The organism is Paraburkholderia sp., from assembly GCF_034668105.1.
Classification (GTDB): Bacteria; Pseudomonadota; Gammaproteobacteria; order Burkholderiales; family Burkholderiaceae; genus Paraburkholderia.
Window position 1 is genome coordinate 1 of the sequence record NZ_JAXDPY010000003.1, and the last position, 16,111, is coordinate 16,111.

Annotated in this window: 16 protein-coding genes and 1 pseudogene; 11 read left to right on the forward strand and 6 right to left on the reverse strand. The window is 61.7% G+C overall.

What is annotated here, in order from left to right; all coding sequences use genetic code 11:
* Positions 1-394: pseudogene (locus QOC89_RS00145) on the forward strand (winged helix DNA-binding protein); the annotation flags it as partial.
* 143 nt (positions 395-537) lie between these two features.
* Here the strand turns inward: QOC89_RS00145 and QOC89_RS00150 are convergent.
* Positions 538-1,080 (reverse strand): 5-formyltetrahydrofolate cyclo-ligase, encoded by a 543-nt coding sequence (locus QOC89_RS00150; protein WP_323043162.1) that lies wholly within the window; start codon positions 1,078-1,080, stop codon positions 538-540.
* 77 nt (positions 1,081-1,157) lie between these two features.
* Between QOC89_RS00150 and QOC89_RS00155 the strand changes: the two genes are divergently transcribed.
* From QOC89_RS00155 to QOC89_RS00170, 4 genes are all read left to right on the forward strand, one after another.
* On the forward strand, positions 1,158-3,125 hold the full coding sequence (locus QOC89_RS00155; RefSeq protein ID WP_323043163.1) for a lytic transglycosylase domain-containing protein: 1,968 nt from the start codon (positions 1,158-1,160) through the stop codon (positions 3,123-3,125).
* Positions 3,126-3,208: 83 nt separating this feature from the next.
* Positions 3,209-4,162, forward strand: a complete 954-nt coding sequence (locus QOC89_RS00160; RefSeq protein ID WP_323043164.1) for a complex I NDUFA9 subunit family protein — start codon at positions 3,209-3,211, stop codon at positions 4,160-4,162.
* A 28-nt stretch (positions 4,163-4,190) separates the two neighbouring features.
* A complete protein-coding gene (locus tag QOC89_RS00165) occupies positions 4,191-4,844 on the forward strand; it encodes a glutathione S-transferase family protein (RefSeq protein ID WP_323043165.1) in 654 nt (217 codons plus the stop codon).
* Positions 4,841-6,073, forward strand: coding sequence for a multifunctional CCA addition/repair protein (locus QOC89_RS00170; protein WP_323043166.1), 1,233 nt, complete (start codon positions 4,841-4,843; stop codon positions 6,071-6,073). Before QOC89_RS00165 ends, QOC89_RS00170 begins: the two co-directional genes overlap by 4 nt.
* Before the next feature lie 225 nt (positions 6,074-6,298).
* Here the strand turns inward: QOC89_RS00170 and QOC89_RS00175 are convergent, their stop codons facing one another.
* Positions 6,299-6,493 carry a DUF2905 domain-containing protein gene (locus QOC89_RS00175; protein WP_323043167.1) on the reverse strand — a complete coding sequence of 65 codons (195 nt, stop codon included), beginning with the start codon at positions 6,491-6,493 and terminating at the stop codon, positions 6,299-6,301.
* Between the two features lie 22 nt (positions 6,494-6,515).
* Complete coding sequence (locus QOC89_RS00180; RefSeq protein ID WP_323043168.1) at positions 6,516-7,706, reverse strand: class I SAM-dependent methyltransferase; 1,191 nt, start codon at positions 7,704-7,706, stop codon at positions 6,516-6,518.
* 13 nt (positions 7,707-7,719) lie between these two features.
* On the opposite strand from QOC89_RS00180, the gene QOC89_RS00185 reads away from it, so the two are divergent.
* The 5 genes from QOC89_RS00185 to glmS all read left to right on the forward strand — a co-directional run bounded on the left by QOC89_RS00185 (position 7,720) and on the right by glmS (position 13,425).
* A complete protein-coding gene (locus QOC89_RS00185; RefSeq protein ID WP_323043169.1) occupies positions 7,720-8,538 on the forward strand; it encodes an SDR family oxidoreductase in 819 nt (272 codons plus the stop codon).
* A 95-nt stretch (positions 8,539-8,633) separates the two neighbouring features.
* Positions 8,634-9,029: a dihydroneopterin aldolase gene (locus QOC89_RS00190; protein WP_323043170.1), complete on the forward strand. Its 396-nt coding sequence runs from the start codon at positions 8,634-8,636 to the stop codon at positions 9,027-9,029.
* A gap of 3 nt (positions 9,030-9,032) precedes the next feature.
* On the forward strand, positions 9,033-10,031 hold the full coding sequence (ttcA, locus tag QOC89_RS00195; RefSeq protein WP_323043171.1) for a tRNA 2-thiocytidine(32) synthetase TtcA: 999 nt from the start codon (positions 9,033-9,035) through the stop codon (positions 10,029-10,031).
* A 154-nt stretch (positions 10,032-10,185) separates the two neighbouring features.
* Complete coding sequence (glmU, locus tag QOC89_RS00200) at positions 10,186-11,547, forward strand: bifunctional UDP-N-acetylglucosamine diphosphorylase/glucosamine-1-phosphate N-acetyltransferase GlmU (protein ID WP_323043172.1); 1,362 nt, start codon at positions 10,186-10,188, stop codon at positions 11,545-11,547.
* Positions 11,548-11,607: 60 nt separating this feature from the next.
* The gene (gene glmS / locus QOC89_RS00205; protein ID WP_323043173.1) at positions 11,608-13,425 is read left to right on the forward strand and encodes a glutamine--fructose-6-phosphate transaminase (isomerizing); all 1,818 of its coding nucleotides are present in this window, start codon (positions 11,608-11,610) and stop codon (positions 13,423-13,425) included.
* A gap of 92 nt (positions 13,426-13,517) precedes the next feature.
* On the opposite strand, the gene QOC89_RS00210 is transcribed toward glmS, so the two are convergent.
* The 3 genes from QOC89_RS00210 to QOC89_RS00220 all read right to left on the reverse strand — a co-directional run bounded on the left by QOC89_RS00210 (position 13,518) and on the right by QOC89_RS00220 (position 15,608).
* Positions 13,518-13,790, reverse strand: coding sequence for a hypothetical protein (locus QOC89_RS00210; RefSeq protein WP_323043174.1), 273 nt, complete (start codon positions 13,788-13,790; stop codon positions 13,518-13,520).
* Positions 13,791-14,373: 583 nt separating this feature from the next.
* Positions 14,374-14,586 carry a hypothetical protein gene (locus QOC89_RS00215; protein WP_323043175.1) on the reverse strand — a complete coding sequence of 71 codons (213 nt, stop codon included), beginning with the start codon at positions 14,584-14,586 and terminating at the stop codon, positions 14,374-14,376.
* Between the two features lie 56 nt (positions 14,587-14,642).
* The gene (locus QOC89_RS00220; protein WP_323043176.1) at positions 14,643-15,608 is read right to left on the reverse strand and encodes a LysR family transcriptional regulator; all 966 of its coding nucleotides are present in this window, start codon (positions 15,606-15,608) and stop codon (positions 14,643-14,645) included.
* Between the two features lie 151 nt (positions 15,609-15,759).
* Between QOC89_RS00220 and QOC89_RS00225 the strand changes: the two genes are divergently transcribed.
* Positions 15,760-16,111 (forward strand): aldo/keto reductase (locus QOC89_RS00225; RefSeq protein ID WP_323043177.1); only part of this gene is annotated, 352 nt, incomplete at its 3' end.

The following is a 16,111-nucleotide window of genomic DNA, read 5'->3' on the forward strand; positions in this document are numbered from 1 at the left end:
GATGGTGCGCTGCATGTCGGCGGCCGGCGACAAGGACATGACGGCCATCGAAGTCTCGCTGCTGCACCACGTCAGCCATCGCGAGCGGCGCAAGAAGCTGGCGGACATCTGCTTCGTACTGAACATCGAGGACACGCACGTGGCCACCTACGCGTTGAAGAAGCTCGTAGCTAGAGGGTATGTAAAAAGCGAAAAGACCGGCAAGGAAGTGTTCTTCTCGGCGACCGATGCGGGCCGTGCGCTCTGTCTGAAGTATCGCGAGGTGCGCGAGAGTTGCCTGATCTCGACGCTGAAGGAAAGCGGCCTGACCAACGAGCAGATCGGCGAGGCGGCGCAACTGATGCGCAACGCGTCCGGACTGTATGACACGGCAGCGCGGGCGGCGGCGTCTTTAAAGCGGGTTGACGCTGGGTGCTCGGGCACAACCCGGCCGCAGTTGAGCCGCAGCCGCAACCACAGCTGCAATCGGGTCCTCCCGCGAGCCGCGACCACAGACGCCGCCGCGGTTCCCGCGACGCTCACCGAGCGCCCGATTGCTTATTGCGCCGCTCGCGGATAAAGGCCGGCTTCCGTCACAATCAGATCGAGCGGGACGTCGTGGGCCTCACGCTGCAATGCGTCCGTGCGGCACGCTTCATAGGCGATGCCGACCGTGAACGGTTTCTTCGCTCCGGGCCATGCAGCCAGCGTGCGGTCGTAATACCCCCCGCCGTAGCCAAGCCGGAAGCCGTCGGCGTCGAAACCGACGCACGGCACGAACAATAGATCGGGTACCACCACACGCCCTGAGGTGGGCTCGGCGATCTTGTGATGACCGATCTTCATTGGCATATCCGGCGCCCATGCATGGAATTCGAGCGGCACGCCGCGTTCCTTGATGATCGGCAAACTCGCCTCGCGTTGCGTGTGGGCGGCAAGCCAGATTGCAATCGTGGCGCGTGCGTCGAATTCGCCCGCCAGCGGCCAATAGAACCCTACGCTGCTCACGCCGTAATGCTTCAACGCATCCAGCATGCGACGCTTGAGCGCAGCGTTGTGCGCTGGCTCGGAAGCCGCTTGTAGCCTTGTTTCCAATAGCATTCGACGCAGTGCCTTTTTCGATTCCGCGCCGGGGTTGCATGCTATGCTTGAGTTCAATTCGCGCTCCAGAAACAACGATGTCAAAACGCCTCTATCGAGTATATCGCGCGGCCGGTCTGGCGCTTGCCGCCGCGGCACTCGTCGCATGCAGCACGGCCTCCGCCGTCAAGCCCATTTCTCTTTCACAACTCACGAACGACGACCAGACCTTTATCCAGCTTCGCGAGGCCGCCCGCAATAACGACGCGGGGCGCGCCGCGCAACTGGCGAGCATGATCCCGAACTACCCGGCGCCGTCGTATCTCGAGTACTTCCAGATCAAGCCGCAATTATTCGATTCCAGCGGCCACGCGCGCATCGACGCGCCGGACGCGCCAGTATTGGAATTCCTGCAGAAGTACGATGGCCAGGCGATCGCCGACCGTCTGCGCAACGACTACCTCACCGTACTCGGCGCACGTCACGACTGGCGCAACTTCGATCAGCAATATGCGCGCTTCGTGCTGAACGACGATACGCAGGTGAAGTGCTACGCGCTCGAATCGCGTGCGGCGCGAGGTGAAAACGTCGCCGACGCGGCGCGTGCGCTGCTGGTCGATCCGAAGTGGTACGGCGACGGCTGCGTCGATCTGATCACCTCGCTGGCGGTCAACCAGCAATTCAGTTCGGACGACGTCTGGCAACAGATCCGTCTCGCGTACGAGCAGAACTACACCAGCACCGGCAGCAAGCTGGTCGATGCACTCAGCAACCAGCCGCCGGATCCGGTGCTGTTCGGCCAGGCCACGAGCACGCCGCCGTTGTTGCTGGCGCGCGGCGTCGGTCCGGATACGCAGTCGCACCAACTCGCATTGCTCGCGATCACGCGCATGGCGCGCAACGATCCGGCCATGGCCGCGGCGACCTTCGCCTCGGTGGCGCCGTCGCTGAGTTCGCCCGAGCGCGCGATCGGCTGGGGCACGATTGCCTATCAGGCCGCCGCCAAGCAGATGCCGGGCGCCGTCGACTGGTACCGGCTGTCGGCGAATGCCCCGCTGTCGAACCCAGCGTACGAATGGCGCACCCGCACCGCGCTGCTCGCAGGCGATTGGAACATGGTGCGCTGGTCGATCGAACAGATGCCGGCGGCGCTGCGCAATCAGCCGTCGTGGGTGTACTGGCATGCACGTGCGTTGAAGCAGGCGGGCGACACGACCACGGCCAACCAGGAATTCGAATCGATCTCGCAGGGCTTCAACTTCTACGGCCAACTGGCTGCGGAAGAACTCGGCCAGAAGATCACCGTGCCGCCTAAAACGACGGTGAGCGACGCCGAAGTTCAACAGGCCGGCAACACGCCGGGCTTCGATCTGGCGCAGCGTTTCTATGCGCTGAATCTGCGGCTCGAGGGCAATCGCGAATGGAACTGGCCGCTGCGCACCATGAGCGACCGGCAACTGCTCGCCGCCGCAGAATACGCGCGCCGTATCCAGCTGTATGACCGCACCGTCAACACGGCGGACCGCACGAAGAGCGAGCACGATTTCTCGTTGCGTTACCTGTCGCCATTCAAGGACATCGTCGAGCGCGACGCGCAGTCGAATGGGCTGGACGTGGAATGGGCGTACGGGCTGATTCGCCAGGAATCGCGCTTCATCATGAACGCCCGTTCGGAAGTCGGGGCGAGCGGTTTGATGCAGTTGATGCCGGGCACCGCGCAACTGGTGGCGAAAAAGATCGGCCTCGGCCCGATTTCGCGCGAGCAGATGAACGACATCAACACCAACATCCTGCTGGGCACGAACTACCTGTCGATGATCTACAATCAGTTCGACGGGTCCGCCGTGCTGGCCACCGCCGGCTATAACGCCGGTCCCGGCCGCCCGCGCAACTGGCGGCAGCAGTTGCAGCATCCGGTAGAAGGCGCGATCTTTGCCGAGGCGATTCCGTTCCAGGAAACGCGCGACTACGTTAAGAATGTATTGTCCAACACGGTCTACTACGCGGCATTGTTCGAAGGCCGTCCGCAATCGCTGAAGACGCGTCTGGGTTATATCGCGCCGTAAGCGCCGTGCCGCCGCCGCGTCACTTCTGACGCGGCGGTGCGCCACGCCAGCTGTTGCCGCGGCTTCCACCAGGGAGTCGAAAAATGCGACATCAAGCCATTGCGGTCATCGGCGGGTCCGGGTTTATCGGCAGCCATCTCGTCAACGCCCTTGTTGAAATGGGCAAAGACGTGCGCATCGCCACCCGGCGGCGTTACAACGCGCGCCATCTCACCCTGCTACCCATCGACGTGATCGAAACCGACGTGTTCGATCCGGTGCAACTCGCGCGTTTCGTCGAAGGCGCTGATTGCGTGATCAATCTCGTGGCCACGCTGCATGGCAAGCGCGGCAAGCCCTATGGTCCGGAGTTCGCGCGCACGCACGTCGAATTGCCGACCCGAATCGTGGCGGCTTGCGAAGGCAAGGGCGTGCATCGGTTGATTCATATCAGTGCGCTCGGTGCGGACTCGAACGGTCCGAGCATGTATTCGCGCTCGAAGGGTGATGGTGAAAAAGCCGTGCATGCGGCGAATCTGGCGTGGACGATTTTCCGGCCATCCGTGGTCTTCGGTCCCGAAGATCAGCTTCTCAACAAGTTCGCGTTCCTGCAGCGGATGTTCCCGGTGATCCCGCTCGCCATGCCGGACGCGAAATTCCAGCCGGTGTACGTAGGCGACGTAGCGAAAGCAATCTGCAACGTGCTCGATCTCGATGCCGCGAGCGGCCATACCTATGAACTGGGCGGCCCGACCGTCTATACACTCGAAGACCTCGTCACGTATTGTGGCGATGTGATTGGGCGCCATGCGCGGATCGTGCGCTTGCCGGAAGCACTGGCGCGCCTGCAAGCGCTGACGTTCGAAATGGCGCCGGGCGAACCCGTGATCTCGCGCGACAATCTCGATTCGATGAAAGTCGACAATGTGCTGAGCGGGCCGCTTGCGCCTGAACTCGGCATCGAACCCGCCAGCATCGAAACGATCGCGCCCGTGTACCTGACCGGCGCGTCGACGCGTTCGCGCTTCGATACGTTTCGCGCCAGCGCGGGGCGCTGAACCTTTATATCCTCCTCCTATACGACCCATGAAGCTGCTTATCGGTGACAAGAACTATTCGTCATGGTCGATGCGTCCGTGGCTGCTGTTCAAACATTTCGGCATTCCCTTTGAGGAAGTGCTGATCCACTTGCGTGAGCCCGGCACGAAGGCCGCGATTCTGTCTCACGCGCCGGCGAGCGCGGGCAAGATGCCGACTCTGGTTGCCGACGACGGGCTCGTCGTGTGGGATTCACTCGCGATTGCCGAGACGTTGGCTGAGCGTTTCCCGCAGCATGCGCTGTGGCCGCGCGATCCTGTGGCGCGCGGGCACGCACGCAGCGTCAGCGCCGAGATGCATTCGGGTTTTGGTGCGTTGCGTTCGAACATGTGGATGAATATTCGCGCGTCGTTTCCGGGCAAGAACGCGACGCCGGAGGCGCTGGCCGACATTGCGCGCATCGAAGCGATCTGGCGCCAGTGCCTGGATACATACGGGGGCCCCTTCCTGTTCGGCGCGTTTGGCATTGCCGACGCGATGTACGCACCGGTAGTGATGCGCTTCAACACGTGGCAGCCGGCGGTGTCCGAGGCGGCCGCGGCGTATGTTCGTCGCGTGACGGCCGTGCCTGCCGTGAAGGCATGGATCGACGACGCGCTGCGTGAAACGCACAGACTTCCTGAACAAGACGTATGCCCATGAATATCTATGCGGTAGGCGGAGCGATTCGCGACGAGCTACTGGGCGTGCCGGTGCAGGATCGTGACTACGTGGTGGTTGGCGCGACGCCCGAGCAGATGGTGGCGCAGGGCTACCGGCCGGTGGGCAAGGACTTCCCTGTGTTTCTGCATCCGCAGACGCATGAGGAGTACGCGCTCGCGCGCACGGAACGCAAGACGGCGGCCGGCTATCACGGTTTCCAGTTCTTCTACGCACCCGACGTCACCCTCGAAGAGGATCTTGCTCGCCGCGACCTGACGATCAACGCGATGGCGCGCGAGATGCGTCCGGACGGCGAGCTGAGCGGCCCGGTGATCGACCCGTTCAACGGCCAGGGCGATTTGCAGGCGGGGCTATTTCGTCACGTCAGCGATGCGTTTCTCGAGGATCCCGTGCGGATTTTGCGGATTGCACGATTCGCGGCGCGCTTCGTCGATTTCACCGTTGCGCCGGAGACGATGGCGCTGATGTGCAAGATGGTGGCTGACGGTGAGGTGGATGCGCTGGTAGCCGAGCGCGTGTGGCAGGAAGTATCACGCGGGTTGATGGAGAAGAGGCCGTCCCGGATGTTCGAGGTGCTGCGGGAATGCGGTGCGTTGGCGCGGATTCTGCCGGAGATCGACGCGTTGTTTGGCGTGCCGCAGCGGGCTGATTATCACCCCGAGGTAGACACGGGCGTGCATGTGATGATGGTCATCGACCATGCTGCGCAGCAGGGGTACGCGTTGCCGGTGCGGTTTGCCGCGTTGACGCATGACTTGGGCAAAGCGACGACACCGGACGAGATCTTGCCGCGGCATATCGGGCATGAGGGGCGCAGCGTGGATTTGCTGAAGCCTTTATGCGAGCGGTTGCGAGTACCCAATGATTGTCGCGATCTGGCGCTGCTGGTGGCGCGGGAGCATGGAAATATTCATCGCGTGATGGAGATGGGGGCTGCCGCGTTGGTGAGGCTGCTCGAGCGCAGCGATGCGATTCGGAAACCTGCGCGGTTTGCTGAAGCCTTGCAGGCTTGCGAGGCGGATGCGCGTGGGCGACTAGGGTTTGAAATGCGGGAGTATCCGCAGGCCGAGCGGCTGCGGGTTGCGCTGGTTGCCGCGCGGGGCGTGGATGCTGGCGCTGTTGCTAAGAGGCTCGTTGACTCGCCTGGGGGGATTAAGGATGCTGTGCATATGGAGCGCGTTCGCGCTGTTGATGAGGTGATTTCTTAATATGGGGGTTGCCTGCGGGGCGCTTGTTTCTGTTTGCGGCAAAGAGAAGTAAGTGCCCGCCCCGCACAGGGGCGACGCTAATAGACCGATAAGAAATCAAGGAAAGGCCAACGCCGTAGGCAACCAGACAATAAGCGCCGCGTAGCCAGAAGACCAAGCAAAGCCCAACGCCGTAGGCAAACAACCAACAAACAACAACCACCGCCAAAGGCAACCCCCAAACCTTCACAAAACCCTGGCAACAATCGACAACACCATAGAAAGCACAAGCGTCGACATAAACGGAAACGGATACTCTCGCCCAAAGAGGCGCAACGTCACATCCCCAGGCATCCGCCCAACCCCAATCTTCCGAAGCCACGGCCAGCAGGCCGACAACACCGCCACCGCAACAAACGTAGTCAACAGCCAGCGAATCATCGCAAATCCCCAACGCAAATAATCACAACGTATGTGACCGGTCACCACTGGAAAACGCTTGCAGCGTGTCATCCAGCCCGCGCGAAAACGCGATCACCTTGAACAGCTCTCCCATCTCCGCCTCGGACAACAACTTCTGCACCGCATTTGCCGCAGGCAAAAACTTCATCGTGTCCGAAGGATCAAGCGCCGATAACGCCTCGGTAATCCCCGCATTCAACAAGAACCGCGCCTGCGATGTGAACCCCAACAAATCCGCGCCAGCCTCAACCCCGGCTTCGGCGATGCCGGTAAATTCCACGTGTGCGGTAATGTCCTGCAAGCCCGGATAAACAAACGGATCGCCATGCGCCCGATGCCGGTAATGACACATCAACGTGCCCTGCGCACGCTGCTCATGGTAGTACTCGTGACGCGGAAAACCATAATCGATAAAGAATGCCGCACCGCGCTTGAGCATCGCGCAGATGGTCCGCGTGAACGCCCGAGCGGCGTCGTGCGTCTCGGTCACGTAGTCGTCGCCGGTAGTGTCTATCTCGGCCAGAAACGCAATGTCCGCTATGGCCGACACCGCACGGTCGTCGAAAGCAAAGGCATCGTCGCGCCACACCACGCCGCGCTCATGCCAGGCGCCACCGGTAAAAGCAAAAAGCCGCACGGGCATTGCGTCCAACACCTCGTTGCCAATCACCACGCCCTCGAAACGCTCCGGCAACGCGTCCAGCCAGCGCACCTTCGCGGCTAGCGTCGGCACCGCGGCTTCGATCGTCTCGCGCTGGCGCCCACGCAATTCACCCGACAAATCCACGATCGAGTAACTTTCGAATTCGACGCCCAGCGCGTCGAGCGCATTCAGCAATCCGGCGGCCAGTTTGCCCGTGCCGGCGCCGAATTCCATGACGTCCCGCGTGCCGCTCGCCTGCAAGGCTTCGGCAAGCGGGCGCGCCAGCGTCGTGGCGAATAGCGGTGACATTTCCGGCGCCGTCACGAAGTCGCTGCCGTCGTCGCCGCGCAGGCCGAATTTGCGGGCGCCGCCGCTGTAATAGCCGAGTCCCGGCGCGTACAGCGCGCGCTCCATATAGCGGTCGAACGGCAGCCAGCCGCCGGCCGCTTCGAGCGCCGAGCGAATCTGTGCGACCAGCGCTTCGGACTGTGCAAGCGCGCTCGGGCCGGGAGCAGGTAAACTATCGGGTTGGTGAGCTTTCGGATTCATCCCCGCATTGTAAATGACCGTCTCTCTGGATACCGCCGCCGCCCGTGCGCCTCAAACGCCGCGCATCGTGCTGATTACCGGCGCCGCCCGCCGTATTGGGCGCGCGCTCGCGCTCGGCTTTGCCGCGCGCGGTTGGGACGTCGCGGTCCATTACGGGGCGTCGCGGGCCGAAGCGGACGAACTGGTCGCGGAAATCGTCGCCTTGGGCCGCCGGGCGGTGGCTTTGCACGCGGAATTGGGCGACGAAGCCCAGGTCGAGCGGTTATTGCCCGCCTGTACCGCTGCGCTGGGCCGTCCGGCCTGTATCGTCAATAACGCGTCGCGCTTCGAAGAAGACACCGCGCACAACGTCGGTTACGAACTGCTGCTGAAGCTGACCGCGATGAATCTCGGCGCGCCGCTCGTATTGGCGCGTATGCTGTTCGAGGCTACGCCGGAGGCCGCGCGCACCGACGAGAGCCAGCGCGGCGTCGTCATCAACGTGCTGGATCAGAAGCTGTACAACATGAATCCGGATTACCTGTCGTACACGCTGTCGAAAGCAGCGTTGCAGACAGCGACCGTTGCACTGGCGCAGGCGCTGGCGCCGAAAGTGCGCGTGGTCGGCCTCGCGCCCGGTCTGACGATGCAATCCGGCGATCAAACGCCGGCAGGTTTTGAGGAAGCTCACCGTGCTACGCCTTTGGGCCGCGCATCGCGGCCGGAGGATATCGTCGCCGCCGCGCTGTATCTCGCCGACGCAGCGGGCGTTACCGGAACGACGCTGGTAGTCGACGGCGGCCAGCACCTGGTGCCGCTGCCGCGCGACGTGATGTTTTTGACGGGCGCCTGAACAGCGCGCGCTTGTTGCCGGGTCGAACCGGCAGCCGCCCGTGCGCTGAAGCGTCCCCTTGCGTGCCCAGCACGCTTTTTTCGACTGGAACGAACATGTTTGCCGCTCTTTCGCATCCCCGGCTCGCCGATTGCCGCCGGCTCTTTCTGCGCAATTACGAAGTGCACATCAACATCGGCGTGCACGACTTCGAAAAGCGTGGCGAACAGCGCGTCGTGATCAACGTCGAACTGTTCGTGCCGCTCGCGCTGTCCACGCCGGTTCAGGACAAGCTGACCGAAGTCGTCGATTACGACTTCATGCGCTCGACCATCGCGCGTCGCGTCGAACAAGGTCATATTCACTTGCAGGAAACGCTCTGCGACGACCTCGTCAAGGCATTGCTCGCGCATCCACAGGTGCGTGCCGTGTGCGTGTCGACCGAAAAGCCGGACGTTTATCCTGACTGCGACGCGGTGGGCGTCGAAGTCTTCCGCATCAAAGAGGATTGAGCCATGAATGCTCAGGAAACCCTGAACGGCGCCGCGGCCCCTGAAGCTGCGCTAGCCGCGCACGCCTCAGCGGTCAAAGCGCCGCTCACGCGCCGCGAACAGAAAGAAGCCTACGAGAACAACAAGCTGTTCAAGCGGCTTGCGCGCCAGGTCGGCGAGGCGATCGGCGACTTCAACATGATCGAGGAAGGCGACAAGGTGATGGTCTGCCTGTCGGGCGGCAAAGACAGCTACGCGATGCTCGAAATCCTGATGCGGTTGCGCGAACGCGCGCCGATCAACTTCGACATCGTCGCGGTGAATCTCGACCAGAAGCAGCCAGGCTTTCCGGAACACGTATTGCCCGAGTACCTGAAGCAGCTCGACATTCCGTTTCACATCGAGAACCAGGATACCTACAGCATCGTCAAGCGGCTGGTGCCGGAAGGCAAGACCACCTGCTCGCTGTGCTCGCGGCTGCGTCGCGGCATTCTGTATCGCGTCGCGGGCGAGCTCGGCGCGACCAAGATCGCGCTCGGTCATCATCGCGACGACATCCTGCAAACGCTGCTGCTGAACATGTTCTACGGCGGCAAGCTGAAGGGCATGCCGCCCAAGCTGCAATCGGACGACGGCAAGAACATCGTGATCCGCCCGCTCGCCTACGTGAAGGAAACCGATCTGGAGAAGTACGCGGAACTGCGCGAATTCCCGATCATTCCGTGCAACTTGTGCGGCAGCCAGCCGAACCTGAAACGTGCGGAGATGAAGGCGCTGATCCGCGATTGGGAGAAGCGCTTTCCGGGCCGCATCGAGAACATGTTCAATGCGTTGTCGAACATCGTGCCGTCGCACCTGATGGACCATCAGCTGTTTCCTTTCGCCGGTCTGCGCGCAACGGGCGAGGCCGATCCACAAGGCGATATCGCCTTCGACGAAGAGCCGTGTTCGACCGATACCGGCGACGGTGCGCCGCTCAGCGCATCGAAGACGATCTCGATCGTCCAGTTCGACGATATGTGAGCGACACAGAGGCAGGCGGGAAACCCACTGAAAACGTGCGGGAAATGTGGGGTTTCGCGCATTTCCGTCCACTGCGAGGCCGCGCGAGCGGCCCTTGTCGTCATAGGGCGCATGATAGAATCGTCGGCTCCAAACTTGTCTATTTGCCGACGCCATGAACATCGTGATTTTGGCGGCAGGCACCGGCAAGCGCATGCGGTCCGCGCTTCCCAAGGTGCTCCATCCACTGGCCGGCCGGCCGCTCCTCGCTCATGTCATCGACACTGCCCGCACGCTCAAGCCCACGCGGCTCGTCGTCGTGGTCGGACATGGCGCTGACGCCGTGCGTCAAGCCGTAGCGGCGCCAGACGTGCAGTTCGCCGCACAGGAGCAACAACTCGGCACGGGCCACGCGGTGCAACAGGCGCTGCCGCTGCTCGATCCGTCCGAACCCACGCTCGTGCTGTACGGCGATGTGCCGCTCACACGTGCCAGCACGCTGCAGGCGCTGACCGATCGCGCGGGCCGAGGCGGTTACGGCGTTCTCACCGTTACGCTCAACGACCCCAGCGGCTATGGCCGCATCGTGCGCGATCCGCACGGCAAGGTGTCACGCATCGTCGAACAGAAAGACGCAACGCCCGAGCAGCTCAAGATCGCCGAGATCAACACCGGCATCATCGTTGCGCCGACCGGGCGCCTGGGCGGCTGGCTCGCGGCGTTGAAGAACGACAACGCGCAAGGCGAGTTTTACCTGACCGACGCGGTCGAAATGGCGATCGAAGCAGGGCTCGAAGTCGTCACCACCCAGCCGGACGAAGAGTGGGAAACGCTCGGCGTGAATAGCAAGCAGCAGCTAGCCGAACTCGAACGGATTCATCAGCACAATGTCGCCGTGGCGCTGCTGACTGCCGGCGTTACCCTTGCCGATCCGGCTCGCCTCGACGTGCGCGGCACGCTCGAATGCGGCCGCGACGTCTCGATCGACGTGAACTGTGTGTTCGAGGGCCGCGTCAGCCTGGCCGACAACGTGACGGTCGGGCCGAACTGCGTGATCCGCAACGCGACGATCGGTACCGGTACGCGCGTCGACGCGTTCACGCACATCGAAGGCGCCGAGGTCGGCGCGAACGTCGTGCTCGGCCCCTATGCGCGGCTGCGTCAGGGCGCGTCCTTGCAGGACGAGTCGCACGTCGGCAACTTCGTCGAGGTGAAAAACGCGGTGCTCGGTCATGGCTCGAAGGCGAATCATCTGACGTATATCGGCGACGCGGATATCGGCGCGCGGGTGAATATCGGCGCAGGTACCATCACCTGTAACTACGACGGCGCGAACAAATCCCGCACGGTCATCGAAGACGATGTGTTCGTCGGTTCGGACACGCAACTCGTTGCGCCCGTGCGCGTGAAGCGTGGCGTGACGATCGCAGCGGGTACGACGGTCTGGAAGGATGTCGAAGCGGACATGCTGGTCCTGAACGACAAGACTCAAACAAGCAAGCCGGGCTACGTACGCCCGACCAGGAAGAAAAGTTGATGGGCGTGACGCGCGCGCGAAGCGCGCTCCCTGAAACCCAGCACTGAAAAGGAATAAGCCATGTGTGGGATTGTCGGCGCGGTTGCGCAACGTAATATCGTTCCCGTCCTGATCGAAGGACTGCGGCGCCTCGAGTATCGCGGCTACGACTCGTGCGGCGTCGCGGTACTCGGTAACGACGGGCCGCGCCGTGCTCGCAGCGTCGCGCGCGTCGCGGATCTGGACGAGCAGGTGCGTGAAAGTCATCTCGAAGGCATCACGGGTATCGCGCATACGCGCTGGGCGACGCACGGCGCGCCGGTGACCGACAACGCGCACCCGATCTTCTCGAGAGATGAACTCGCGTTGGTACACAACGGCATCATCGAGAACTACGAATCACTGCGTGAAATGTTGCGCAGCAAGGGTTACACATTTGTCTCGCAGACCGATACAGAGGTTATCGCGCATCTGATTCACAGCCTGTATCGCGGCGACCTGTTCGCAGCGGTGCGTGAAGCCGTTGCGCAATTGCACGGCGCGTACGCGATCGCGGTGCTGCATAAGGATCAGCCGCATACGGTGGTCGGCGCGCGGCAAGGCTCACCGCTGGTGGTGGGTCTCGGCAACGGCGAGAACTTCCTTGCTTCGGATGCGCTGGCGCTTGCCGGCAGTACTGAGCGCTTCATCTTCCTTGAAGAAGGCGACGTTTGCGAACTGTCGCTCGAAAACGTGCGTATCGCCGATCGTGACGGTAACGAAGCGCAGCGCGAGGTGCGCCAGGTCGCGGCGTATGGCGGCGCGGTCGAACTCGGCCCGTATCGTCACTTCATGCAGAAGGAAATCTTCGAGCAGCCGCGCGCGATTACCGACACGATCCCCCAAGGCGATTCGCTCGAGGCGTCGATATTCGGCGAAGGCGCCGACAAGGTGTTCGCGGATATCGACAACCTGCTGATTCTCGCATGTGGCACGAGCTACTACTCGGGGCTGACCGCGAAGTACTGGCTCGAGTCGATTGCGAAGATCCCCACTCAGGTGGAAATTGCCAGCGAGTATCGGTACCGTGAGTCGGTGCCGAATCCGAAGTCGCTGGTGGTGGTGATTTCGCAATCGGGCGAAACGGCCGACACCTTGGCGGCGCTCAAGCATGCGCAGTCGCTGGGGCACAAGCATACGCTGGCGGTGTGCAACGTCGGCACGAGCGCAATGGTGCGCCAGACGGAATTGTCGTTCCTGACACATGCGGGTCGCGAGATCGGCGTGGCGTCGACCAAGGCGTTCACGACGCAACTGGTTGCCCTGTTCGTGCTGGCCGTGACGCTTGGGAAGCTGCGTGGGCAGGTGAGCGCGGAGCAGGAAGCCGAGTATCTGAAGCAACTGCGCCACTTGCCGGCAGCGTTGAATAGCGTGCTGGCGCTGGAGCCGCAGATCATTGCGTGGTCGGACGAGTTTTCGCGCAAGGAACACGCGTTGTTCCTCGGTCGCGGCTTGCATTATCCGATCGCGCTCGAGGGTGCGTTGAAGCTCAAGGAGATTTCCTATATTCACGCGGAAGCGTATCCGGCAGGCGAGCTGAAGCATGGGCCACTGGCGCTCGTGACTGAAGCGATGCCGGTGGTGACGGTGGCGCCGAATGACGCGCTGCTGGAGAAGTTGAAGTCGAATATTCAGGAAGTGCGCGCGCGCGGCGGTGAACTCTATGTGTTCGCGGACGCGGATACAAAGATCGTCAATGACGAAGGGCTGCATGTGATCCGGATGCCGGAGCACTATGGCTTGTTGTCACCAATTCTGCACGTTGTACCGCTGCAACTGCTGGCGTATCACACGGCTTGTGCGCGTGGAACGGATGTGGATAAGCCGCGGAATCTGGCGAAGTCGGTTACGGTGGAGTGAGGCGGGCGCGGCGAGCGCTAGTCGTGCTGAGATGCATTAGTTTTCGGTTACGAAGCTTTCCGCGCAAATTGGACCTGGATTTCACGCACGCGCTACTCCCCAAACGGGTTGCCGGTGTCCTTCACTTCTGTATTGAGGTTGTATTCCGCGCGCACGGCCTTGAGCACGCCCTCGATATCGCGCTCGAAGCCGACCGCGTTGCCGAAGTGAGTCATATTCCAGTTGCAGCCTGTCTTGTCAGCTTCTTGCAACTGCGGCCGCGGCACGCGAATCTTCACGCCATCCTCGACGATTTCCTGCAGTCGATGGATTCGCCGGTTGACCTCCTGCTGAAGCTGCGAGGCATTGAGCGTTTTGCGTATCATCCAGGTGTCCTTTCGGTTGCTCAACCCAGTCTAGCGCAAGTGAGGCGTTGCGCGACCTAGCGCTGAAATGCAAAGTGCCCGGACGAGTCCAATCTTCCCCAATGAGCCGCCGATGCTGGCCAGAAGCACGACCCGGTCATTGAGCCCGTCGCGAGCGACATGCCATGTGATTTCGGGATTTGTGCAGTCCGAGTTCCTGTGCGGAAAGCTGACGGGTTACCCCGGGGCGTATGCTGGCAATGCTGGATAAGGTCTTGAGTGCTCAGGCATACATTGCCGGCGCGGAGTTCACGGTGGCGGATATCGGAATCTGCCTTTCCGCCCACCGCTGGTTTTCGCTTGCGGACAACTTCGGACAAGTATTGGAACCGGCCTCCCTGCCACCGTCCGTCATTGAATGGCACAGGAGCCTCTCGTCACGCCAGGCGTTCAAGGATGCGGTAAGCAGTCAAAGGAAATAGCCAGGTTGGCATGGGGGGCCGTTCTGCACGTGATTATCCAAAGCGGTGGCGAAATTCAACACAATCGTGACGCAATGAGTTACGCCGCCAACCTGGGCTCGCAATAAGGCCGGTCCCTGGGATCAAGCATCGCCCCGATTGTCGCCTGCCAAAAGTTCGCGATGCGCGGCCACATGCCGATTTAATTGCAGGAACGGCAGCGCAGCGGACCAAAGAAAGACCACCCACATGGAGCCGACAAAGGCGGCGAGAAGGAGAACGCGTGCCTTGAGCTGTGCGAAGAGCGAGTCAGCGGTGGAAGTGGTGCAAGCGAGCCGTATCGAATCTTGCGGCATTACCAGTTGTTCCGTACACGATTTTGATATCCTGGCATGGTCACGACATGCGCGCCTTAGCCTTTACGCTGCCGCCGTTCGCTCCGAAGGCTCATCTGAAGACGGTGCGTAACGGTCGTGGCTGCCGATAATGACTCGATGCAGAAGTTAATGAACGCCTCGACTTTCGCAGCTCGATGGCGCCGGGACGGATAGAGCGCATACAGCGGAAATTTTTCGTCCGACCAGTCCGGGAAGATATCCACGAGCAAGCCGTCGCGCATCATCTGCTCGACGCCAATCTCCATCACCTGCGCGATGCCAGCGCCGGCGATACACGCGCCGAGCATGGTTTCCACGTCCGACACGAGGAGGCGCCCCTCTGCGGGTATCTCCGTGACCTTCTTGCCCCGATTGAATTCCCACTCGAAGGGCCTGGCCGTCACCGGGTTATAAAACATGATTCGCTGATGTTCTTTCACATCTTCTGGATTGCCAGGCTTGCCGTGCTCAGCCACATACCGTGGAGACGCGACCGTAATGATGCGTGTGTCGAGCAGCTTGCGCGCAATCAGTGTTCCCATCGGCGGGGGGCCAAAGCGCACCGCGAGGTCAAATCCATCTGCCACGAGGTCGCCCACGTCGTCGCGCATGATGAGTTCGAGCGAGAGGTCAGGATGGTGCACCAGAAAATCTGGCAATCGTGACGCCAGGACCGTCCTTGAAAAGAATGGGTCAACGTTCACACGAAGCTTTCCCTGCACAACGTTCGCTGAACCCGACGCCGCCGAAGCCGCCTCCTCGATGCCTGTCAGATGCGGGCCAACTGCGTCATATAGACGCCTCCCTTCGTCGGTCAGCGTCTGCGAGCGCGTCGTACGGTCAAGCAGCCGCACGCCTACGCGCTTTTCGAGGCGTGAGACAGCGCGGCTAACACCCGATGGCGACAATCCGAGAGCGTCTGCCGCGCGCACGAAACTGCCACTCTCCGCGACTGCGGCGAGTACGGTGATGCCAGAAAACAGCCGACCATCAAATGTCATCCCCTCTCCGACGCGTGTGTCATTCAGATAGTTTAGTCACGAGTGATTTGAACAGCACGTACTTTATTCAACAATCAAAAAATGAGAAATTGCCCTCCTGAATGCTGCGGCGGTTTGCGCCGCGGACCTGAACCTGCTTGGGAGAGACTCAATGGAAGCTTTGAAGACACAGGGCATTGAACTGCCCCGCCTCGGATTCGGCACGTACCGAATGCCCGGTGGAGATTGCCAACCGGTAGTTGAGAGCGCGTTGGAGCTCGGTTATCGACACATCGACACTGCCGAGATGTATCAGAACGAGGAAGCTGTAGGCGCCGCAATTGCTGCCTCGGGTCTCGCACGCAAGCAGTTGCATCTGACCACCAAGGTATGGCACGAGAACCTCAAGCCGGAGTCCCTCCGTCGCGCACTGGACGCGAGCCTTGGAAAGCTCGGTGTCGACTATGTCGACCTGTACATGGTGCATTGGCCGTCGCATGACATGGACCTCGGCGCCGTCATGG